At 58.8% G+C, this 21,194-nt stretch carries 23 protein-coding genes and 2 pseudogenes; 19 read left to right on the top strand and 6 right to left on the bottom strand.

Annotated elements, in window-relative coordinates; genetic code table 11:
• Positions 1-46: 46 nt before the first annotated feature.
• From thrS to MLPF_RS02905, 10 genes and pseudogenes are all read left to right on the top strand, one after another.
• Positions 47-2,155 carry a threonine--tRNA ligase gene (gene thrS, locus MLPF_RS02950; protein ID WP_045842492.1) on the top strand — a complete coding sequence of 703 codons (2,109 nt, stop codon included), beginning with the start codon at positions 47-49 and terminating at the stop codon, positions 2,153-2,155.
• A complete protein-coding gene (locus MLPF_RS02945; RefSeq protein WP_045842480.1) occupies positions 2,148-2,768 on the top strand; it encodes an ATP adenylyltransferase in 621 nt (206 codons plus the stop codon). The genes thrS and MLPF_RS02945 overlap by 8 nt, the downstream gene beginning before the upstream one ends.
• Complete coding sequence (pgsA, locus tag MLPF_RS02940; RefSeq protein WP_045842479.1) at positions 2,765-3,478, top strand: phosphatidylinositol phosphate synthase; 714 nt, start codon at positions 2,765-2,767, stop codon at positions 3,476-3,478. Before MLPF_RS02945 ends, pgsA begins: the two co-directional genes overlap by 4 nt.
• Before the next feature lie 23 nt (positions 3,479-3,501).
• Complete coding sequence (locus MLPF_RS02935; RefSeq protein ID WP_420329573.1) at positions 3,502-4,437, top strand: phosphatidylinositol mannoside acyltransferase; 936 nt, start codon at positions 3,502-3,504, stop codon at positions 4,435-4,437.
• A 10-nt stretch (positions 4,438-4,447) separates the two neighbouring features.
• Positions 4,448-5,572: a glycosyltransferase family 4 protein gene (locus MLPF_RS02930; RefSeq protein ID WP_045842477.1), complete on the top strand. Its 1,125-nt coding sequence runs from the start codon at positions 4,448-4,450 to the stop codon at positions 5,570-5,572.
• The gene (locus tag MLPF_RS02925) at positions 5,572-6,633 is read left to right on the top strand and encodes an NUDIX hydrolase (protein ID WP_045842476.1); all 1,062 of its coding nucleotides are present in this window, start codon (positions 5,572-5,574) and stop codon (positions 6,631-6,633) included. Before MLPF_RS02930 ends, MLPF_RS02925 begins: the two co-directional genes overlap by 1 nt.
• A gap of 69 nt (positions 6,634-6,702) precedes the next feature.
• Positions 6,703-7,626, top strand: a complete 924-nt coding sequence (pdxS, locus tag MLPF_RS02920) for a pyridoxal 5'-phosphate synthase lyase subunit PdxS (RefSeq protein WP_045842475.1) — start codon at positions 6,703-6,705, stop codon at positions 7,624-7,626.
• 566 nt (positions 7,627-8,192) lie between these two features.
• Positions 8,193-8,243 (top strand): annotated as a pseudogene (locus MLPF_RS16080) (hypothetical protein); the annotation flags it as partial.
• Positions 8,244-8,304: 61 nt separating this feature from the next.
• Positions 8,305-8,499, top strand: coding sequence for a hypothetical protein (locus tag MLPF_RS15510; RefSeq protein ID WP_337588809.1), 195 nt, complete (start codon positions 8,305-8,307; stop codon positions 8,497-8,499).
• 1,612 nt (positions 8,500-10,111) lie between these two features.
• On the top strand, positions 10,112-10,249 hold the full coding sequence (locus MLPF_RS02905) for a hypothetical protein (protein ID WP_237756022.1): 138 nt from the start codon (positions 10,112-10,114) through the stop codon (positions 10,247-10,249).
• A 10-nt stretch (positions 10,250-10,259) separates the two neighbouring features.
• On the opposite strand, the gene MLPF_RS02900 is transcribed toward MLPF_RS02905, so the two are convergent.
• Positions 10,260-10,487 (bottom strand): cytochrome P450, encoded by a 228-nt coding sequence (locus tag MLPF_RS02900; protein WP_237756023.1) that lies wholly within the window; start codon positions 10,485-10,487, stop codon positions 10,260-10,262.
• Between the two features lie 628 nt (positions 10,488-11,115).
• Here MLPF_RS02900 and MLPF_RS02895 point away from each other — a divergent pair.
• The 7 genes and pseudogenes from MLPF_RS02895 to MLPF_RS02870 form a co-directional block, all read left to right on the top strand.
• Complete coding sequence (locus tag MLPF_RS02895) at positions 11,116-11,271, top strand: hypothetical protein (protein WP_156146951.1); 156 nt, start codon at positions 11,116-11,118, stop codon at positions 11,269-11,271.
• 504 nt (positions 11,272-11,775) lie between these two features.
• Entirely contained in the window at positions 11,776-11,976 is a 201-nt protein-coding gene (locus MLPF_RS02890) for a PIN domain-containing protein (protein WP_045842474.1), read from the top strand.
• Positions 11,977-12,785: 809 nt separating this feature from the next.
• Positions 12,786-12,989, top strand: a complete 204-nt coding sequence (locus MLPF_RS16935) for a cutinase family protein (RefSeq protein WP_420329572.1) — start codon at positions 12,786-12,788, stop codon at positions 12,987-12,989.
• A 442-nt stretch (positions 12,990-13,431) separates the two neighbouring features.
• Positions 13,432-13,989 carry a Clp protease/crotonase-like domain-containing protein gene (locus tag MLPF_RS02885; protein WP_156146950.1) on the top strand — a complete coding sequence of 186 codons (558 nt, stop codon included), beginning with the start codon at positions 13,432-13,434 and terminating at the stop codon, positions 13,987-13,989.
• Positions 13,990-14,171: 182 nt separating this feature from the next.
• A complete protein-coding gene (locus MLPF_RS02880) occupies positions 14,172-14,399 on the top strand; it encodes a hypothetical protein (RefSeq protein WP_237817239.1) in 228 nt (75 codons plus the stop codon).
• A gap of 152 nt (positions 14,400-14,551) precedes the next feature.
• A complete protein-coding gene (locus tag MLPF_RS02875; protein ID WP_045843303.1) occupies positions 14,552-14,737 on the top strand; it encodes a hypothetical protein in 186 nt (61 codons plus the stop codon).
• 729 nt (positions 14,738-15,466) lie between these two features.
• Positions 15,467-15,911 (top strand): annotated as a pseudogene (locus MLPF_RS02870) (reverse transcriptase domain-containing protein); the annotation flags it as partial.
• A 346-nt stretch (positions 15,912-16,257) separates the two neighbouring features.
• Here the strand turns inward: MLPF_RS02870 and MLPF_RS16930 are convergent.
• Positions 16,258-16,629, bottom strand: a complete 372-nt coding sequence (locus MLPF_RS16930) for a hypothetical protein (protein WP_162196863.1) — start codon at positions 16,627-16,629, stop codon at positions 16,258-16,260.
• A gap of 14 nt (positions 16,630-16,643) precedes the next feature.
• Between MLPF_RS16930 and MLPF_RS02860 the strand changes: the two genes are divergently transcribed.
• Complete coding sequence (locus MLPF_RS02860; protein ID WP_045842472.1) at positions 16,644-17,420, top strand: MmpS family transport accessory protein; 777 nt, start codon at positions 16,644-16,646, stop codon at positions 17,418-17,420.
• 6 nt (positions 17,421-17,426) lie between these two features.
• Here the strand turns inward: MLPF_RS02860 and MLPF_RS02855 are convergent, their stop codons facing one another.
• Complete coding sequence (locus MLPF_RS02855; RefSeq protein WP_156146948.1) at positions 17,427-18,815, bottom strand: MFS transporter; 1,389 nt, start codon at positions 18,813-18,815, stop codon at positions 17,427-17,429.
• 91 nt (positions 18,816-18,906) lie between these two features.
• On the opposite strand from MLPF_RS02855, the gene cmrA reads away from it, so the two are divergent.
• Positions 18,907-19,713, top strand: a complete 807-nt coding sequence (gene cmrA / locus MLPF_RS02850; protein WP_045842469.1) for a mycolate reductase — start codon at positions 18,907-18,909, stop codon at positions 19,711-19,713.
• Positions 19,714-20,043: 330 nt separating this feature from the next.
• On the opposite strand, the gene MLPF_RS16925 is transcribed toward cmrA, so the two are convergent.
• From MLPF_RS16925 to MLPF_RS16915, 3 genes are all read right to left on the bottom strand, one after another.
• Positions 20,044-20,451: a helicase HerA-like domain-containing protein gene (locus tag MLPF_RS16925; protein WP_427901947.1), complete on the bottom strand. Its 408-nt coding sequence runs from the start codon at positions 20,449-20,451 to the stop codon at positions 20,044-20,046.
• Between the two features lie 16 nt (positions 20,452-20,467).
• Positions 20,468-20,647 carry a helicase HerA-like domain-containing protein gene (locus MLPF_RS16920; RefSeq protein ID WP_052696419.1) on the bottom strand — a complete coding sequence of 60 codons (180 nt, stop codon included), beginning with the start codon at positions 20,645-20,647 and terminating at the stop codon, positions 20,468-20,470.
• A 115-nt stretch (positions 20,648-20,762) separates the two neighbouring features.
• The gene (locus tag MLPF_RS16915) at positions 20,763-20,900 is read right to left on the bottom strand and encodes a helicase HerA-like domain-containing protein (RefSeq protein WP_427901953.1); all 138 of its coding nucleotides are present in this window, start codon (positions 20,898-20,900) and stop codon (positions 20,763-20,765) included.
• Positions 20,901-21,194 lie beyond the last annotated feature (294 nt).

The following is a 21,194-nucleotide window of genomic DNA, read 5'->3' as shown; positions in this document are numbered from 1 at the left end:
TCCCCAATTACAACCCCGCTACAAATACGTCTTGGAGACCAACCCGATGAGCGCCCCCGTACACCCTGTCCCTGGAGCCGACGGCGGCGACCCGCTGCGCCCGGCTACCCCGGGCTTGCGGTCGCCGCAAGTCCCAATCCGGGTTCCTGCCGGTAGTACCGCGGCGGCCGCGGTCAGCGAGGCCGGGTTGCCGACACGTGGCACTCCCGACACGATTGTGGTGGTGCGTGACGCCGACGGGAAATTACGCGACCTAAGCTGGGTTCCAGACGTCGACGTCGAGGTTACTCCAGTACCCGTCAACACCGACGACGGCCGCAGCGTGATCCGGCATTCGACGGCACATGTTTTGGCCCAAGCCGTCCAAGATCTGTTCCCACAAGCCAAACTGGGGATCGGTCCGCCTATTACCGATGGCTTCTACTACGACTTCGACGTGGCCGAACCGTTCACCCCTGAAGATTTGGAGGCGCTAGAAAAACGGATGCGGCAGATTGTCAAGGACGGACAGCTGTTCTCGCGACGGATCTACGAATCCAAGGAGCAAGCTCGTACCGAGTGGGCCGGCGAGCCATACAAGCTGCAACTTATCGACGACGAATCCGGCGATGCCGAGATCATGGAGGTCGGCGGCGACGAGCTCACCGCCTATGACAACCTCAACGCCCGCAACCGGGAACGCATTTGGGGTGACCTGTGCCGCGGACCGCATATCCCGACTACTAAGCACATTCCTGCGTTCAAATTGACCAGAAGTGCCGCTGCGTACTGGCGAGGCGATCAGAAGAACGCCAACCTGCAGCGCATCTACGGCACCGCATGGGAATCCCAGGAGGCCCTCGATCGCCACCTTGAGATGATTGCCGAGGCCCAGCGCCGCGACCATCGCAAGCTGGGCATTGAGCTAGATCTGTTCAGTTTCCCCGACGAAATCGGTTCCGGCTTAGCGATTTTCCACCCCAAAGGGGGTATAGTCCGTCGGGAAATGGAGGAGTACTCCCGGCGCAAGCATATCGAAGCCGGATATGAATTCGTGAACACCCCGCATATTACCAAGGCGCAGCTGTTCCACACTTCGGGCCACCTGGACTGGTACGCCGAGGGTATGTTCCCCCCGATGCACCTCGACGCCGAACACAACGATGACGGCACGGTGCGTAAGCCGGGGCAAAATTACTATCTCAAGCCAATGAACTGCCCAATGCACACCCTGATTTTCGCCTCGCGCGGACGTTCGTATCGGGAGCTGCCACTACGGCTCTTCGAGTTCGGCACGATCTACCGCTACGAGAAATCCGGTGTAGTGCATGGGCTTACCCGTGCCCGCGGGTTCACCATGGACGACTCTCACATCTTCTGCACCCGCGAGCAGTTGCACTGCGAGCTGGCGTCGCTGCTCCGGTTCGTACTGGATCTGCTTGGCGACTACGGGCTAGAAGATTTTTACCTTGAGCTTTCTACTAAAGACCCAGAGAAATTCGTTGGCTCCGAAGAGATTTGGGAAGAAGCTACGGCCACGCTGGCTGAGGTCGCCCGGGATTCGGCTCTTGCGTTGATTCCCGATCCAGGTGGCGCCGCGTTCTACGGCCCCAAGATCTCAGTGCAGGTGCGCGATGCACTGGGTCGCAGCTGGCAGATGTCCACCATCCAGGTAGACTTCAACTTTCCCGAGCGGTTCGAATTGGAGTACACCGCCGCGGACGGGACCCGGCAGCGCCCAGTCATGATCCACCGGGCGTTATTCGGATCAATCGAGCGATTCTTCGGCATCCTCACCGAGCACTACGCAGGAGCGTTCCCTGCCTGGCTAGCGCCCGTTCAGGTGGTTGGTATACCGGTCACCGGTGAGCACATCTCCTACTTGGAAGAGGTCGCCGCGCAATTGAAATCGCGTGGAGTGCGGGTGGAGGTGGATGTCAGCGACGATCGGATGGCCAAGAAAATCGTCCGTCACACGACCCAGAAGGTGCCTTTTATGCTACTGGCCGGCGGCCGCGACGTGCAAACCGGGTCGGTGAGCTTCCGCTTTGGTGACCGCACACAGATCAACGGTGTCGCCCGCGACAACGCCGTCGAAGCCATCGTGTGTTGGATCGCCGAACGCGAAAATAATTTTCCCACAGCAGAATTGGTGAAAGTAACCGGCTGTGAGTGAGCAGGAAAGACCTGACGCATGTGCCGATCACGCAGACGGCACTATCTTGGACAGGGGCGTCGGCGAACGCGACCACTTGCAGCGGCTGTGGACACCATACCGAATGACCTATCTGGCTGAAGCGCCAGTCAATCACGACAACTCCACCCCGGCGCAGCCGTTCACCGACATTCCACAACTGTCCGATGAAGACGGCTTGGTGGTGGCCCGCGGTGACCTCGTCTACGCCGTGCTCAACCTCTACCCGTACAACCCCGGGCACCTGATGGTGGTGCCCTACCGGCAGGTTTCCGAGCTTGAAGACCTAACCGACGCGGAGAGTGCGGAGTTGATGGCATTCACTCAGAAGGCTATTCGCGTCATCAAGAACGTGTCTCGGCCACATGGCTTTAACGTGGGCCTGAACTTGGGGGCATCAGCGGGAGGGTCGCTAGCCAAGCACCTGCATGTGCATGTCGTGCCGAGGTGGGGTGGCGACGCAAACTTCATCACCATCATCGGCGGCTCCAAAGTAATCCCGCAGTTGCTCCGGGATACTCGGCAACTGCTTGCAACAGAGTGGACGAAGCAGCCCATGAGCCGCAGTGGCGACGATACAAAGCCAAGTATATGAGCAAGGTGCCGTTCCTGTCCAGGGAGGCGTTCACGCGGCTCACGACTCCGACCGCAAGAGCGTTGCTGCGGGTCGGCTTGACGCCGGATGTCATCACCATCTTGGGCACCATCGTGACCGCGGCAGGGGCGCTGGTACTTTTCCCGATCGGCCAACTCTTCGCCGGCACGCTGGTAGTCTGGTTCTTCGTACTTTTCGACATGCTCGACGGGGCGATGGCCAGGGAACGTGGCGGCGGCACCCGGTACGGCGCGGTTCTCGATGCGACGTGTGACCGTATCAGCGACGGCGCGGTGTTCTGTGGGCTGCTGTGGTGGATGGCGTTCGGCCTGCACAGCAAACATCTGGTGATGGCGACCTTGATCTGCTTGGTCACCTCGCAGGTGATTTCTTACATCAAGGCCCGGGCCGAAGCCAGCGGGCTACGCGGCGATGATGGCCTCATCGAACGGCCGGAACGTTTGATCATCGTACTGGTCGGCGCGGGCTTATCGGACTTTCCGGTGTATTCGTTGCCGTGGGCGTTGTCGGTAGCGATGTGGCTGTTGGTGGGCGCCAGCCTCATCACCTGTGTGCAACGGTTGCATACAGTGCGCACCTCGCCAGGGGCAGCCGATCGCATTGCCGGGCCGGGCTACCCTAGCGACAGGACTAAGGCGACGCATCGGGCCCAACCCGGTCTCGGAAACCTGGGAACAGGCGAGCCGTGACAGCCAGCACAGAGGGGCTGAAAATGATCAGGACCCCGCGTCGGCTAATGACCGGACAGGCCACCGACTGGGCGTATGCGGCTGGCTGGAGGGCTGTGCGCGCGATGCCGGAATTTGCTGCGCGTTTCGCATTCAACACCGGAGCACGCTACGCGGCCCGCAACGGCGGACCAGATCAATTGCGCAAGAACCTGGCCCGCATCATCGGTGTGCAACCTGTCGATGTGCCAGACGCACTGATGCGCACCTCGCTGGCGTCCTATGCCCGCTACTGGCGGGAAGCATTTCGTCTGCCGACGATGAATCCCCACACGGTGGCAAAGCAGGTCGAGGCTTATGGCATCGGCTTGCACCGTGTCGGAGAGGCCTTGGACGCTGGGCGCGGTGTTGTGCTGGCATTGCCGCATAGCGGCAATTGGGATATGGCCGGCGTGTGGCTGGCGGAGTGCCACGGTACCTTCGCCACCGTTGCGGAGCGACTCAAACCCGAGTCGCTATATCGGCGTTTCATCAACTACCGCGAGAGCCTCGGTTTCGAAGTACTGCCGCTGTCTGCGGGAAAAGATACTGGCGTCCAAGCCCTCTTTGAATTGCTGTGCGAGCGGTTGCGAGCCAACCGCGCGGTATGTCTGATGGCCGAGCGTGACCTCGCCCGCACCGGCATTGAAGTCGATTTTTTCGGCGAACCCACGCGCATGCCCGCAGGCCCTGCGAAGCTCGCAATCAAGACCGGGGCCGCACTGCTGCCGGTGCACTGCTGGTTCCAGGGCAGCGGCTGGGGCTTTTCGGTACACCCAGCGCTGGATTGCACCAGCGGTGACGTCGGTGCCGTCACTCAGGCACTGGCTGACCAGTTCGCCCAGGACATCGCCGCCCATCCCGCCGACTGGCACATGCTTCAGCCACAATGGTTGGCTGACTTGTCCGATGCCAGGAGAGCGCAGCTGAGACCAAATTGAGGGAAGCCTGATGCGGATCGGGATGGTCTGTCCATACTCGTTCGATGTACCGGGCGGGGTACAATCGCACGTCTTGCAGCTGGCCGAGGTGATGCGCGCGCGGGGGCAGCAGGTCCGTGTGCTGGCGCCGGCTTCGCCGGATATCTCGCTGCCCGAATATGTTGTTTCCGCTGGCAGGGCTATCCCGATTCCCTACAACGGTTCCGTGGCGCGGCTGCAGTTCAGTCCGGCGGTACACAGCAGAGTCAGGCGTTGGTTGGTGGACGGCGATTTTGACGTGCTTCACCTGCACGAACCGAACGCACCCAGCCTGTCGATGTGGGCGCTGCGGGTGGCCGAGGGGCCAATCGTCGCGACATTTCATACCTCCACCACCAAGTCGCTGACACTGTCGGTATTCCAAGGCGTGTTGCGACCATGGCACGAGAAGATCATCGGCCGGATCGCAGTGTCCGACTTGGCAAGGCGCTGGCAAATGGAGGCTCTGGGGTCCGATGCGGTGGAGATCCCCAACGGGGTGGACGTTGATTCTTTGGCTTCGGCGCCCCAACTAGCCGGGTACCCACGGCTCGGCAAGACGGTGCTGTTCCTCGGCCGCTACGACGAGCCACGCAAAGGCATGTCGGTCTTGCTTGATGCCCTACCGGGGGTGATGGAGCGCTTCGGCGACGTACAGTTAATGATCGTCGGCCGTGGCGACGAAGAGCAATTGCGCAGCCAGGCAGGCGGATTGGTGAAGCACATCCGTTTTCTTGGCCAGGTGGATGACGCCGGAAAAGCCGCGGCGATGCGCAGCGCCGACGTCTATTGCGCGCCCAACATCGGCGGCGAGAGTTTCGGCATTGTCCTGGTGGAGGCGATGGCCGCCGGCACTCCGGTGGTGGCGAGTGATCTGGACGCGTTTCGACGCGTACTGCGCGACGGCGAAGTCGGGCACTTGGTGCCGGCGGGCGATAGCGCCGCGCTGACCGATGCGCTTGTCGCGTTGCTGCGCAACGACGTCCTGCGGGAGCGTTACGTGGCCGCCGGCGCCGAAGCGGTCCGTCGGTATGATTGGTCGGTGGTGGCCAGCCAAATCATGCGGGTGTACGAGACGGTCGCCACGCCAGGTGCCAAGGTTCAGGTGGCCAGCTAATGACTTGGCTGATGCTGGCCCTCCTGGGGGTAGTAGTGGTGCTGGCCACGTTGGCGTGTGGCTGGGGATATCAAACGGCCAATCGGCTGAACCGGTTGCACGTCCGTTACGACCTATCGTGGCAGGCTCTGGACGGCGCGTTGGCCCGGCGCGCGGTAGTGGCGCGTGCCGTGGCCATCGACGCGTACAGCGGTACTTTGCCTGGCAAGCGGTTGGCGGCGCTGGCCGACGCCGCCGAGTGCGCGCACCGGCATACGCGAGAAAACGCGGAAAACGAACTCTCGGCCGCCCTGGCGATGGTTGACCCGGCGTCGTTACCAACGGCCCTAATCGCCGAGTTGGCCGACGCCGAAGCCCGCGTGTTGCTGGCACGCCGATTTCACAACGATGCGGTCCGCGACACCCTCGCACTAGGCGAACGACGCCTAGTACGCGCCTTGCGGCTCAGTGGCACCGCTTTGCTGCCAACCTATTTCGAGATCGTCGAGCGGCCTCATGCGTTGACGCACGGTGATCACGGTGTGCCGAACCAGAGGACCTCGGCGCGGGTGGTGCTCCTCGACGAAACCGGGGCAGTGTTGTTACTGTGCGGCTCGGATCCAACTATTACCAATGGCCACGCACCCAGGTGGTGGATCACCGTCGGCGGCAAAGTGCTACCAGGCGAGCGGTTGGCAGCGGCCGCAGCGCGAGAGCTGGCAGAAGAAACCGGTCTGCAGGTTATTCCGACACATATGGTCGGACCTATTTGGCGGCGCGACGCAATTTTCGAGTTTAACGGTTCCGTGATCGATAGCGAGGAATTCTACCTAGTGTACCGCACACGGCGGTTCGAGCCGTCTACCGCAGGGTGGACCGAGTCGGAACAGCGCTGTCTACGCGGATCGCGCTGGTGCGACGCCAACGACATCGCGGAGCTAGTCGCGTCCGGCGAGCAGGTGTACCCGCGGCAGCTGGGCGAACTGCTGCCTGTGGCCAACCAACTAGCGGATACCTCGACCGGCAACGCGGGAAGCACGGCGGTTGCTTACAACGCCTATGTGCCGCTGTCAATTTGTTGAGCAGGGCAAAACTCGTTTATCACCCACCACTAGAGTGAGTTGAGACAAATCAGTTAAGGGAGAAAAATAGTGGATAGCGCCGCACAGTCGAACCAGGACCAGTCGGTTTTCGGCCAGACCGGAACGGCGCGAGTGAAGCGTGGTATGGCCGAAATGCTCAAGGGCGGCGTCATAATGGACGTCGTTACCCCTGAGCAGGCCAGAATCGCCGAGGGCTCCGGTGCCGTCGCGGTGATGGCGCTGGAGAGGGTGCCTTCCGATATCCGCGCTCAGGGCGGGGTGTCACGGATGAGCGACCCCGACATGATCGAGGGCATCATCGCCACGGTCACAATTCCGGTGATGGCCAAAGCAAGGATCGGGCATTTCGTCGAGGCGCAGATCCTACAGAGCCTAGGTGTCGACTACATCGACGAGTCCGAGGTGCTGACTCCCGCTGACTACAACCACCACATCGACAAGTGGAAGTTCACCGTACCGTTTGTGTGTGGGGCTACCAATCTCGGTGAGGCACTACGGCGCATTAACGAGGGGGCGGCGATGATCCGGTCCAAGGGCGAAGCTGGTACCGGTGACGTATCCAACGCAACCACGCATATGCGGGCCATCGCCGGCGACATCCGCCGGCTGACCTCATTATCTGAGGACGAGTTGTATGTTGCAGCAAAGGAATTGCACGCACCCTACGAGCTCGTCGTCGAAGTAGCCCGGGCAAACAAGCTGCCGGTCACACTGTTCACTGCAGGCGGAATCGCCACGCCCGCCGACGCGGCAATGATGATGCAGCTCGGCGCCGAGGGCATCTTTGTGGGCTCAGGAATCTTCAAGTCGAGTGATCCGGCGCAACGTGCCGCCGCGATCGTTAAGGCCACCACATTCTACGATGATCCCGATGTGCTAGTTAAGGTGTCACGCGGGCTGGGCGAAGCGATGGCGGGCATCGATGTTGAACAGATCGCGCAGCGCGATCGACTGGCCCAGCGGGGCTGGTAAGAACGGCGATGAGCGCTTGCACGAAGAGCAGAGGGCCATAGCGTGGCAATAGAAGAAATTTTTGATCTGGAACGGCTCGAAGTCAACATTTTCTGTGTTAACATAACCAAATCGGCATCAGAACGCCGGAACCATGCCTTTGGTGGCCCAGAGTAAACACAGGGCAATCTCTGGTGTCGACGATGTGTACGATTGATGAGGCGGGTACAATACGCACTTGTTGCACGGCCCCTTACCTGGCCCGGCGCTGGGGGACCCCAGTGCGCCAATGTTTTGCTGGTAAAGTATATTGCGCGACGGTGGTTTCTTTATTGCACCCGCCACGTCAGCGCAGTAGCAAGCACAGCCAGACTATCTTGGCACATGTCAACGTCGTTTCAAACTCCTAAACAGGGCATCGTCCACCAGGACGAGATTCTTCGGCACCGGACTCCGATGAATGCCCGAAGTCAGCACTATGAAGGCGTCTGACGACGAGGCCATTAAGCAGTTTCAGGAATGCGACCTGCACAAAGAGCGACGTAAGCTCGCCGAGCCTACACCGGGACAAAGTCACCCAGCAGCAGGTGTGGTTCCGCCATCGCGATCCGCTGTCCGACGACCCGGTGCTGTACATCTGTGCACTGGCCTACATGAGCGATCTGATGTTGGTGGGCACAGCGTGGTCGATCTATCCGGATGAGCGCGACATTCTTCAGTCTTCAGGTAATGTCGCTGGCTCACGAACTATGGTTCATGCAGCCGTTCCGTTCGGACGAAATGGCTACTTTACAAACCAGACGTCACCGCCCCGCGCAAGCCGGCCGCGCGCTAACCCAGGGCAAGATCTTTGACCGAAACCGGCTTATCTTTGGCTGTGAACGCGATAGCTGAAGCTGACCATGCTCAAGCTGTGTCGGATTGGCAGGAAGCGGCAGGCAGATACTGCAGAGATGGCCGTAAGCGCTTACAGAACTGCCCTGCTCCGCACACTCGGTTGGTCATCATGGAAACTGACGCGGGCACCCGGCCCACCCTTAAAACGCGTTGTGGTCTGGACACCGATCTCGGTACGCAACGCTACTTATAACGCTCGACCCCATCTTCCACTGGCCACAACTACGCGATGCCGAAAGAACTCGTAGACATGAAAACTACGGACAGACTCCCCCTCGCGCTAGCACCATTTTTCGGCGCGGCAAGCAAAGGACGTTCGAGATCCTTCAGCATGCAAAGAACTAGATCGAAGTGCTCGATCTCTCCGGATCATGCTGGAAGAAACCAATCATCGCGTCAGCCCACCGTCACCTAGCAACAACTAGCGAAACGGCCGGCGGGCGCATCAACGCCCAAACCCGGCGGATTCTCGACCGGGAAGAAACACTAGAAACATCAGCGTCAAACAATGGAAGCATGATCACGGCTGCCGGTAACGAGACCCGGCGCGGGAATTGGAGCGTGCTTCGGAAATGGTCGCCAACGGATCAGCCCAACTTCAGTTAGTGATCTTCGGTCGCTCCCGCCACGGGGTCATCTCCGACAAACTATCCGTAACCACAACTGCATAAGCCTCTATCACCTTGACGTTCCAAGACCAGAACTTGCTGCTCTTGGTACTCACCTACCGCGATCACGAAGCGTTCTCTCCGAAAGCGTCCCCGGTGATTTAGCGCTTAACACTGAGCGCAATTTCAGGCCATCACGTTCGGGGGCACCACCACCACCTGACATACATTGCCATACACTTCCACAAGGCGATAAGCCTGTCCGGCAGTCCGATAGGTTTACCAGCAAAGAGAATCAGGCCATCGCCGATACGGCGCGACTGCCTCGTCCATCCATATCACCGAAGGACCTAACCACTGAATCTTGTAACACCGCAACCGTTATCATGAACGACCTAGGCATGTCACCCACCGCATAATTAGGTGTTCTCCGCGCTCTGCGATGGCAAACATCGGGTCAGGCGTCGAACCCGTACGTACTGTTATACATACACATTTTGGCGAAAAGAATCTCTCGCAGTCAGGATTAGATCAGGATTAGAAATACATTTTGTTCCATTGTTCCTTTCGACTTGTACCAACTGGCCGCTGAGACCGATGTTTACTGTGCTGGTATCGGCCGCCCCTTTAGCCTCACTACGTGAAACTCTAGACCGACATAACAGCAGCCTGCGCTAGATACGTATCAGACCTGGATCGCGACACCATGACAGACATCACCGACTGTGAACGTGTAGCCGAAGTTGCAGACCGGCGTTTTTAAGTGTCAACGCTTCGGAGATCGAGAGACAGTATCCGGGTCGGCTCTGGGTCGTATTGATGCACGATCATCGCCAACTCCAACACTATTTCGTGAGGGTGCATCGGCGACCGATGCAGGCGCTGGGCCTCCCGGCCCCAAAGGGTTGATAGCTATCAGGGGGGCAGCTTGGTGCAAATTTTCTGGCAGGACGCGGTCGGGTTTGAATTACGTTAGCGTCGGGGCCCCAGGCATCGGCGCAGTGAACAGGACGATCACCCCACTGGCCCTTGCGGAAAAGGGATGTGCTGTTTCCGAGGGTGTTGTCATGGCCGACCTGGTGCACGTAGCAGGGCGCCACCGGCCACAGCCGCAGAGTTTCGTTGACGACGCGGCGTAGGCATCGCAGCCTAACGACATCGCCGCACAATACGTAAGTCGGCGATGCCACGATCTGACCGGTTTTGGTCGATTTCGCGGCGGATTTGAGCGGCGATGTCAAGATGGATGGTGAGGAGAGAGTGCAGGGCGAAAGCGATGGCGTTGGCCAATGTGTCACTGCCGCTGGCGAGCAGCGCGAGGACCTGGTTAACGATATTATTCAGTGTCGAGTTACTCGACGATGTTGGGATCGACACTATGCAACATGATGTCGAGCATGTCTTCGTACTGACCTGCTGTCGGGTGACGACAGCAAACCTAGACTCACGGTTAATGTAAGTCAACGATGTTTTTGGTACCCATCGACTAGTACTGACTTGCTGTGGTCGGCGATTGTCTGGCATCAGGTGACGCACCGTGGCTCGTGGTAGTCAAGCGCACGCAACATCAAGTCGGGAAGCGATGTCGACCAGATCTTTTAGAAACAGAATCGCGTACTAATTCAGTATCGTCGCCACCGATTGGTGATCGAGAAGGCGCTGCGTCAACGACGACGGACGTCCAAATCGGTGAGAAATCCGCTTGCGACCGTGCGCTGTCTAAGCAAGGTGACATGACTTGATCTGGGAGGCGCGAGGAGGGCACAGCCGCTAGATGCATAGATGGTGATCGGAACCAAGCCATGTCGCCAGTGGACGGAACTCGCAAACAGAAGGGTACACACAAGTTCGACTTCGATGGCAACAGCTACAACCGTGAACCGCACCTAAGGCTCTACAGCAGTTCCCTGCCCCAGTGAGGTCGGCAGCGTCTGCTTCACCCGCGACTTCGACAACCGAAGGTCCATCGTCGACCACATCGGCCTCAAGCTCAGCGCCTCGAGTGATGTCCAACTTGCACCGACAATCCACCCCGATACCGCAGCCCTACAAGTCCGCCTACGACGAAGTCGATTCTTCCCTGTTCGGCGCGGAAGACACCCTCGTGGGCCTAGCCGACAAGTTCGTCTCACCAACGAATTGCATCCGCAAGGCGCTGTAATTCACACGAAAACATTGCTTAAATCGAGCGTCAGCCTCTGTCGCCAATTCCTGAAGCCGGTGTTATGAATCGCCCTGGAAATCCCGGAAACCCATATAATACACTTTGTGGCACATCGATGCGATACGTGACATGACATCGCTATGGATGCCACATTGGTGTTTGGGTCAGCAAGGTCGGCTGGTGATCCCGGCAGATATCCGGACCGCGTTGAACCTTACTCCCGATGATCACTTAACACCTACATGTGACTGGGCGACGGTTGATACTCTAACGGCCGCAGGATGCCGTGGCTAAGCTTACGGGCCCTAGCCGAAGGATCGCTTGCTTGTCGAAAATTTGCTTGCTGACCGGCGTCTGGCAGCTGAGGCCGAGTGACGGTCCTGGATGCGTCGACGGTGCTGGCTCTCGTTCACGACGAGTCCGGAACCGACTTGGTCGCAACCGCACTAAAATTATCCTGTGTCCCTGAACGCAACGAATCTTGCGTAAGTCATTGGCAAGATGGTTAACATCGATCTCGATGTCAACCGCCCCCGTGAATTCCTCGCCGTCAACGTCATGATCGAGATGATCGAGCCGTTGACCGAAACCGACGTAGAATTGCCCGAGGCAATGCAGTTCCTGGCCGGAAGACGTGGGTTATCTTTGGGCAATCGCTGCTGTCTCGCCTTGACGGTGCGCAACACGTTCCCAAGGTACTGACCACCGACCGCACGTGGTCGGAGCTCGACCTACTCATCCGGGTCAGCCTGCTACAGTATATGAAAAACCTATAACAATGATCAGCAATCCGGAAACTGCGATTATGTGCAGGCACGGGCGTGTCGAAAGCCTGCCAGCCATTTCAGAGCTTTCCTCGTGTCTAACTCAGGAAGCCAACACCCGCCTATAATCGATGCTTGGCCGATGAATCTACGACACGTCGTGATTTTTCTTGATGTCCAATGGATATATAGCTTAAGTCCGCCCTTTTTGGTGCCTCACCCAATTAGCCTGGCAGGCTGCTTATAATACCTAAGTTGCACGCTAGAATCATGCCGGGGAGAAACTAGTCGGCCAGGCGTTGGTAAGGGCGCAATCCAGCCGGTCAGCGACCAAAGTTGGTGGCATTGCTGGATCGCGGGGCGCTGCTTACGGGCGGCTCAAGCCGGTCGCACGACTTAGCTGGCACGCCTTCGGGCATGATGTGTCAACGTTGCGACGTGGACGCAAACCAATTCGCTCGTTTGCTGGGTGCCGCGCTGATGACAACTCGAGCGACCCGTCTGAGCGCATCGATCCTCACCGCCCTTGCATCCGTTGCTTGCTGTACGGATGTCTAGGTGGCGTTCGCCCACGCCAACAACGAACCACCTAACAGTCGGTTCGGTCAGTCGGGCATTCGTCGATTCACTGCACTCGCAGGTTGGAAGCCGGTCCGTCGAAGCGTAACCCGTCAACTGTCCCGCTACCTAAGATTGGCTCCGTCTTCATTCGCGGGCACCAGTGATACGAGCGCTCATGTTCAATCCATGGTTGCGAACTGTCCCGACACCAAACTGGTGCTCTGCGGGTATTCGCAAGGCGCGATGGTGATAGATTTGATCACCATCTCGCTAACATCGGTTGCGGGCTTTAACGCCGTGACGCTATCGGCGAACACGATTAAGCACGTTGTTGCCGTCGCCGTCTTCGAGAACCGAAGAGCCAGATATCTGGGAAGACTTATAAGCTAAGCTCGATCAGCTGATGGTATTGGGGCTAAAGTCATTGATTTGTTTACGCTCTACGCGCCGACTTGCATTCCGGGCTAGGTTCTGACACTAGCTTCGCATAGCGAGACGTTCTCGACACTGTACTTGTCGTATCAACAGTCCGTAATGCTCTAGTCAAGCCGCGATTTTCGTGGAGAGCCAGCTATCTCTAAGGTACCTGTCGGGAACGACTTATCTGTGTACACCCAGACCAGCTTAGCTACGCAGAATGGTCATTGACAGTCGATTCCGCATTCTTACACGTCGGCAGATGAGCATGGCTCAGGCAAACGTGTTCGGGGGCTATAACGTGCGCAATAGTACGAAGAGCAGTATTCGTCGGCGGTGATACAAGGCAGTGCCCGGCCAAGGTGATGGGGGTAGCGTCGGTGAGTGCAAACCCAGCGCCCTAGGCACTGGATTGATGGCGATTACAGCACCTGGACGGCTGTGGCTCTACGACAGCTTCATGGCGGTCGGCAACTGCAGTCTGCCCACCATCGTCGCTGTCAAAGGCGGGGCCGTCGGCGCCAGCCTGAACCTGGCACCGGCCGCCGGCGTGCGCATCGCGGGGCCAACCGCGCTGTTCAACATCCCATTACAGAAACGGGAACTGCATCTCGGCGGAGGTGTAAGCTGGACGCCTCACCGTATACCGTATGGGGGACCCCAGGTCGCTCGGGCGGCCTTCTTGTGCGGCATGCATTTCGACCACAAATCCACCGTGCGCTACGGTTTGACGCTAAGCGTGGCCGACGCGATACCGTCGGTGCGGCCGTTTGAACTGGCCCCAAAGCCCGCAGCCACGCCGCGCAGGGCTGCGCTGACGAACCAAGGCCACTATGTGCACCACCGGCCACAACCCAAGGTCGCTCGACAACGAACAACACGAACTGCCGAGCGCTTAGAATTTGGGCCGCAAACGAAATCGGTCCAATCGACGAAGTTCGTCGCCCGATTGGCCGCGACACAACGCAGATAGCACCAAACTTTAATCACTTTCGTCAAAAAGGTTTCAGTAGTTTTCAGGCGAGTTTTTCTGTCGGTGGGCTGAACTAGTTTGACTAATATAGTTTGCGGCGTTGTTGATCGGGAGGCAATGACAGTGGCTTTTGTCGTGCTCGATGTACGATGTCGCGGCTGACAGGGCTCTCGTTCAACGCATTGACCACGCGGGAACGGTTGACCCTGTTGCAGCTTGTATTCAACGGCACGCCGCCAGTTAACTACCGGTCGAACGTGAGGTTGATCAATCAGATCGCAGAGCAGTCCGACTCCGAAGAGCTGAGCGGCACACTGCCCCCAGCGTTGGCGAGCGACTGCACATCACTGGCGCCTGGGCCAACCGGCAGGTGGCCGAGGCTGCCGATCTCGGTGAACAGCACGCATTGACCGGTCAACCGTTGCCACCGCTGTTGACCGCTACCGCCACGACCCAAAGTGACGAGTCATCGGTACCAGCCCCACGTACAGGTGACCCGAAACTTCTTTCGCCGGCTACCCAGTTTTGTTGACATCGAAACTCACTAACAGTTCAAGGCGCATTGGCGGCTCTGAACACCAAGTTTCGTCCCGACCAGCTGGCCGGGCTGGCCAATCACTCGCTGCTGACTGCCTTAACCCAGATGGGTAGCTATACCGATGCGGATGTGTGTCTTGAGGTGTTTGTTGATCGACTGGGGGTAAAAGAGCTGCACGGTCGTTCTGTCGCAGCAGGACTGCGAAGCTGAGGGCAGCCTGGTGCGGTAGGTATGAGGGAAAGTGGCAAGCGGCCCTAACAAGCTGGACGTTCTAGTACCCCCGGATGGGGCGGGTCCGGCGAGCGAGACGGAAAGGTATACGGAAGAAGCCGGCGTTAACTATGCCCCTCCGATGGTGTATCGCCTCAAATCTGAGCGAATAGGGGTCGGAGACTCTGCGCACTTACTTCCCTTAGGGTCGTAGGGAATTCTTTGTAGATTTGTTCTCGCTGATGAAAAGACCGTGTTGACGTGTTGCGGGTTGTAGCCACGGCGATGTTGTATGGGCAGAATCGGGTGCCTCCTTCGTCAAGCGATCAACACGTGAACACGAGAACCACCCGGTTCCCGCCTTGATGCCACGTTCCAGCGCGGTGCTGGGACTAGGCGCGCCGTCGGCCGATCGGTTCGGAGTGAGACGGAGCCACCGCAGTAGTAGTCCGAGGTCGGGAAAGGCGGCTACTGGTCAAGGAGAACAGCGGAATCCGCAAAGGTATAAGAGACTGTCATGCTGGAAGATTGCGCCGCTGAATGGTGGTGCTCCATACGAACAGACCCTGATGGGACCCTAGCGGCAAGGATCGGAGATGCAGGCCAAGCTTTACCGGTGGGCGGCAGCCGATCCCGACCGCTGGTGCGATGATCTGTTCAATTTCGTCTCCTCCCCAGTCACCATGGTGGTGGCATTTGATCGGGGTGCAACCAACCAGAGTGGCCCGTACAGCGGGATCGGACGGGCTGACTGTGGGCCGTATCGACTCCGAGGTCAAAGTCCCGGTGTTCCTAGGCGGGCTACGCACACCGCTCAAAAGTGGGCAGTGCCAACTTCAACCAGTGCAGGATACACAAATCCCCAAACTGAGCAGGGCGGGCAAGATGCTGTTGCTGGGGATTCCCACGGTGGCCGACCATGTCGTCCTCCAGGTGACGCTAAAATTGGTGCTGGAAAGCATCTTCGAGACCGACTTCGAGCCGGTATCGTGCGGGTTTCGGCCCGCACATCACACACACGACGCCATCGCCGAGATCCATCTGCTCACCACCCAGAAATACCGATGGGTGTTAGACCACAGATATTGAGACATGCCTTGACACAGTCGACCACCCGGCCCTGATGAACCGGGTGCTCCAGCGGATCAAAGACAAGCGGGTGCTGCAGCTGGTCAAGTCGTTCCTCAAGGCCAGGATCCTCACCGAACTCGGCGACCACGAGGACACCCATACCGGCACACCGCAAGGAGGCATCATCTGTTCCCACTGCTGGCCAACATAACGTCGTCGGTACTCGATGAGCACCTGCATATGCCACAGAAACCAGGCGACCCAATGTTGACCAGCACACCAAGGAATCGCTGCCGGTGGGTATCGGCCCCCGACTGCTCGCCAGGGCTCGTAACGTGACGACCCGCAGCGGGATATGCGAACGTGGCGCTGAACGGCCTCACCGATTTTCACCTCGACTTCGCACCGGGCGAACCCGACCTGATCTATATTCAAGACCGAGATCGTTCCTAGCTACCCGCTACCGTCGAACGCAGGTTCGTAAAGCGCAACAATAATACCTGGCGGTATAGGAGGGCTGTACTTATGCCAGCTGAACCCCCGAGCGTGCCGAAGCCAACGCCCGGTTGGCGGCATACACGGTATTCGGCCTGCTGAACGCAACGCAGCACGAAGTCCCTGGATAATTCGACGCCGTTAAGTCCAGCCAGCGCGGAACGGCTCTGCGCCATCATGCGGGCGGCGACCGTTATCGAGTTTACACCGTAGATCAAGGCCAATACGTAAATCGACTGAATCGGGACGTGTACAACCTCGATATCGGCGACAACGTCAGTAACAGCTGCCATACGTCGAAACGCCAGACCCGGGTACCCTGGCATCCCATGAGGTGGACATGAACAATCCACGCCGATCTGAGCGGCTAGGTCCTAGTCTAGCCAGGTCTGGACCGATCGAGCCGCAGGGTCACCAATATCCGCCACCCACTGACCCGGCCTATGCCGAACAAGCAGCCTACGCGCCTGCGTACGACGCTTCGCTTCCACCCTGGACGCCGCACCCGCCTCAACAGTTGCCGCGATACTGGCAACAAGACCAACCCTCATTAACCAACGTACCCCCAGCGAGGCTGACGCCCCCCCTACCGCAAGAGCCGAAATCACCACACTGGTTTTTGTGGATCGCGGCGGGCGCATCCGTTGTGCTGTTAGTCGGGCTAGTCATGGCGCTAATAATCGCAAACGGCGCGATCAAAACACAGACGGCCGTCCCGCCATTGCCCACCATACCCGAATCAAGTTCGGCCACCCCAACACCAACCACCAAGACGTCACCCACACCCACCGCCGGGCCGGCACCGTCGACTACCGGCTCTGGTACGCTCACCCAGACCATCGAACCGTCCGCGATGATGGACATTGTCTATAGCGTCACCGGCCAAGGCCGGGCCATTAGCGTCACGTACATGGATACCGGCGACGTCATACAGACCGAGTTCAACGTGGTGCTGCCATGGAGCAAACAGGTCAGTCTGTCAAAGTCAGCCGTCCATCCGGCAAGCGTCACGATCGTCAACATCGGCCACGATGTCACCTGCTCGGTCACGGTGGCCGGAGTGCAAGTACGCCAGCACACCGGGGTAGGCCTGACGATCTGCGATGCCCCCCGCTAAGACGCACTAGGTTTGACGAGGTAGCGACCCACTACACTTGGCTCCGCCGCGCTTGCGATCGCCACCAAGACAGCCCGACCGCGGCCGTTCGCGCCGCGTCGGAACGCGAACCATCAGCATTCCCAGCAACCCTGCCAGCAGCACCACTGAGACCCCGCCCAGACCGGCCCGGATGACGCCGAAGCCGTCGACAAATACAGAGAAAAACCACGGCGCCACGAACGACGCCGCCCGTCCCGCCATCGTGTAAAGGCCGAACGCCATGCCTTCCCTGCCGTGCTTCGCCATGTGCAGTAACAGAGCACGCGACGACGACTGCGAAGGTCCGATAAACAGGCACAGCACCAATCCACACACCCAGAAGGCGAGCGGGCCGGAGAGCGTCATCAAGGTCAGCGCCGTGACGATGATCGCAACCAGTGACCCCACGATGACTCGTTTGGATCCGATCCGGTGGTCGATAAACCCGCCGAGCACCGCCCCCAATGCGGCCACCACGCTGGCAGCCACACCAAATATCAACACATTAGCTTGTGAAATCCCATAGGCATTAACACCGAGCACAGCGCCGAAACCTAAAGTCGCCGCCAAACCGTCCCGGAAGAGTGCGCTGGCTACCAGGAAGTAGACCAGGTTGCGGTCACGTCGCCATTCCGCAGAGACCTGGGACCATAACTTGCGGTAGCCACCTAGCATACTCGTCGGATGAGACACCTCGCCCAACGAGGGCAGTCGGTGTGCCGTTAACAGCAGCGGCAGAGCCAACAATGCTAGCCATGCCGCGGCCAACAGCATCGCCGCGCGTACGTAGATTCCGTCACGGGTGGGTAGCTGGAGCAGCCCACGCTGCTCACCGGTGCCGGAAATGAAACCCAGGTAGATCAGCAGCAACAAAACGACGCTGCCAACATATCCCGACGCCCAACCCAGGCCGGAAATCCGGCCGGCTGTCGCCGGCGTCGATAGCTGACGCAGCATCACATTGTACGGAACGCCGGCCAGGTCACCGCATGCGGCTGTTCCGGCCAGCAGCATCAATCCGAGCCAAAGGTAGTCAGGTTGGTCGCGGATAAAGCTCATCGCGCAGGTAAATGTTACCATGATAGCGGTCAGCACACCCAACGTCATCTGCCGACGATGCGGTGACTCCACCCATACACCGATGGCCGGCGCCAGCACCGCAACGGTTAACCCGGCAACAGCCCCCGCGCGACCCAGCCAACTCGCCGATGATATGCCGTCGGGCATGCCTACACCCACACTGCTGGTTAGGTAGACGGAGAAGACGAAGGTCGCCACGATGGCGTTAAGACCGGTCGAACCGCAGTCCCACATCGCCCACGCCACAACCCAAGATCGCACCACGGTACCCGCGCCCGACTCCGGCTGATTCATGACCGGCACTTTACGGGGAATGCATCCCATGGCGACCCGTTGCACTCCGACTCCGCCGCACTTGCGATCGCTGCATGTCTACCATTGACGCATGCCGATACCAGCCCCCAGCCCCGACGCGCGTGCCGTTGTGACCGGGGCTTCACAGAACATCGGCGAAGCGCTAGCCACCGAACTAGCCGCGCATGGACACAGCCTAATCGTCACCGCGCGACGCGAAGACGTACTCATCGACCTGGCCGCCCGTTTGACCGATAAATATCGTGTCGCAGTCGAAGTACGACCGGCCGACCTCACCGACCCGTCTGAACGAGTGAAATTGGCCGATGAATTGACCGCGCGGCCCATTTCGATCCTGTGCGCCAACGCAGGTACTGCAACTTTCGGTCCGATCTCTGCACTCGACCCGGCAGGTGAAAAAGCTCAGGTCCAGCTGAATGCCGTCGCAGTGCACGACCTTACGTTGGCGGTATTGCCGGGCATGATCGAGCGCAAGGCCGGTGGGATATTGATTTCCGGCTCGGCTGCCGGCAATTCACCGATCCCCTACAACGCCACTTATGCTGCTACCAAAGCGTTCGCTAACACCTTCAGCGAATCGCTGCGTGGTGAACTGCACGGCTCCGGTGTGCACGTCACGCTACTGGCGCCAGGACCGGTGCGCACTGAACCATCCTATCAAGACGAAGTATCGCTCGTGGAAAAATTGGTACCCGATTTCCTCTGGATCTCGACGAAGCACACCGCGCAGCTATCGCTGAATGCCTTAGAGCGCAACAAGATGCGCGTTGTCCCCGGATTTACATCGAAAGCCATGTCGGTGGCTAGTAGCTACGCCCCACGCGCCGTCGTAGCGCCGATCGTGGGTAACTTCTATAAGAAACTCGGCGGCGGCTAGGCGTTACTTGCGGCGGCGTTCGGTAGTGTGAGCCGGGTAGGGATGAATTCGCGTATGGTCGGTCATGAGGGCACTCTATCCCGGTCGAGTACTTCAGCACCTGTTCCAAAATGGCCAGGCCTTGCGACTTAGCGGGCATGGGTGGTGGTCGATCTTGTCCGACCAAGCCAGAGATCCTACTTCTCGCGTTGCGGCGGTTCTTGCGATTAGGGCACTAGAAGATTCCGATCGCTGCTGGATCGTCTGACCGTATCTGGTCCGCAGCGAGCTGGATTTTGACAGCGGTAGCAATCTCGTCGGTGCCGGTGGCGCCCTTCTCAGACAGCACCGTTACAACGTGTCCTCACCGATGCCCAACGACGTTAGCACCGACTCCAAGTCGTAGGACATCGGTTTTCGGATAAGTACACACCGTCTTGGACAACACCTTCTGGTCATCCGGAGTGAACACCCGCAAAGCGTGTTAGACATGGGCGCCCAATTGGGACAACACGTCATTGGGCAGATCCGTGGGCAATTGGGTGTAGAAGAATACCCTGATACCCTTGTGGAGCAAGTCAAATTTACAGTCAGTTCGACCTGCTCGAGGAACGCCTGCGAGACGTCGATGAACAGCAGGTTCACCTCGTCGAAAAAGAACACCAGCTTGAGCTTGTCCACGTCGCCGACCTCAGGCAAGACAGTGAACAGGTCGGCTAGCATCCACATCAGGAAAGTGGGGAAGATGATCGGACGCAACGATTGACCGCTGCACTCAAAAACAGCGAGATGATGCCGCACCCCTGTCATCGATACGCAGCAGATCCTGCGGGTCCAGCTTCGGCTCGTCGAAGAACGTGTCGCTGTCCTCGGCATTCAGATTCACCAACGCCCGCAGGATGACGTCCGCCGTGGTCTTAGAACACCACCTACTAAGGATTTCAAACCTCGTCACTGGTCAGGTGGCTGGTGGCCCTGCACAGATCATCAAAGATGACCAACTTACAATACTTTAATATTAGCCTAATGGAAGATCGGACCTAGCGTTGATTCTCAAGTACTATCAAGTACTATTGAGCCACTAAAACTTTTAGTAACAAAATTGAGCCGCAACTAGCAATGGCCGCACGCACTGGAACGCCAATTCTGTCGCCGCCCAGCGACAAAAACTCCACCGGGAATCCGCTCGGTGCCCATTTGTCTCCGATGTCTTTGGCATGTACAGCGGTCTTATCGCCGGCTTCTCCCCGCCCGAGCCAGACCGGACAGATCCCCCCTTGACGTCATCCATCAGCACAGCCAGACTCACGGCACCGAGCTGCTCGGCGATCAACTGCAACATCTTGGATCTTGCCACGTTCCAGTCACACCGGCCATAATATATAGACCGTGCCCACTGATCGTAGCGAGCGGAATGCGGATCTGTGCGGTTACACCTGACCTCATCGGTGACGATGGCAGTTCCCTATTCTAGGCACTAGCCCAGAATAGTATAACCGTCC

Origin of the sequence: Mycobacterium lepromatosis, assembly GCF_000975265.2 — a bacterium.
GTDB classification, from domain to species: Bacteria; Actinomycetota; Actinomycetes; order Mycobacteriales; family Mycobacteriaceae; genus Mycobacterium; species Mycobacterium lepromatosis.
Note: the sequence above shows the minus strand (reverse complement) of the source record. Positions and strands in the feature narration are given on the sequence as shown.

Coding starts and splice junctions, on each gene's coding strand:
- thrS (WP_045842492.1), top strand. CDS start 47: ATGAGCGCCCCCGTACACCCTGTCCCTGGAGCCGACGGCGGCGACCCG.
- cmrA (WP_045842469.1), top strand. CDS start 18,907: ATGCCGATACCAGCCCCCAGCCCCGACGCGCGTGCCGTTGTGACCGGG.
- MLPF_RS02890 (WP_045842474.1), top strand. CDS start 11,776: ATGGTTAACATCGATCTCGATGTCAACCGCCCCCGTGAATTCCTCGCC.
- MLPF_RS02935 (WP_420329573.1), top strand. CDS start 3,502: ATGATCAGGACCCCGCGTCGGCTAATGACCGGACAGGCCACCGACTGG.
- MLPF_RS15510 (WP_337588809.1), top strand. CDS start 8,305: ATGAGCGCGACATTCTTCAGTCTTCAGGTAATGTCGCTGGCTCACGAA.
- MLPF_RS02925 (WP_045842476.1), top strand. CDS start 5,572: ATGACTTGGCTGATGCTGGCCCTCCTGGGGGTAGTAGTGGTGCTGGCC.
- MLPF_RS02855 (WP_156146948.1), bottom strand. CDS start 18,815: ATGAATCAGCCGGAGTCGGGCGCGGGTACCGTGGTGCGATCTTGGGTT.
- MLPF_RS16935 (WP_420329572.1), top strand. CDS start 12,786: ATGGTTGCGAACTGTCCCGACACCAAACTGGTGCTCTGCGGGTATTCG.
- MLPF_RS16930 (WP_162196863.1), bottom strand. CDS start 16,629: ATGCCAGGGTACCCGGGTCTGGCGTTTCGACGTATGGCAGCTGTTACT.
- MLPF_RS02885 (WP_156146950.1), top strand. CDS start 13,432: ATGGCGATTACAGCACCTGGACGGCTGTGGCTCTACGACAGCTTCATG.
- MLPF_RS02895 (WP_156146951.1), top strand. CDS start 11,116: ATGTCCAACTTGCACCGACAATCCACCCCGATACCGCAGCCCTACAAG.
- pgsA (WP_045842479.1), top strand. CDS start 2,765: ATGAGCAAGGTGCCGTTCCTGTCCAGGGAGGCGTTCACGCGGCTCACG.
- MLPF_RS02860 (WP_045842472.1), top strand. CDS start 16,644: ATGAACAATCCACGCCGATCTGAGCGGCTAGGTCCTAGTCTAGCCAGG.
- MLPF_RS02930 (WP_045842477.1), top strand. CDS start 4,448: ATGCGGATCGGGATGGTCTGTCCATACTCGTTCGATGTACCGGGCGGG.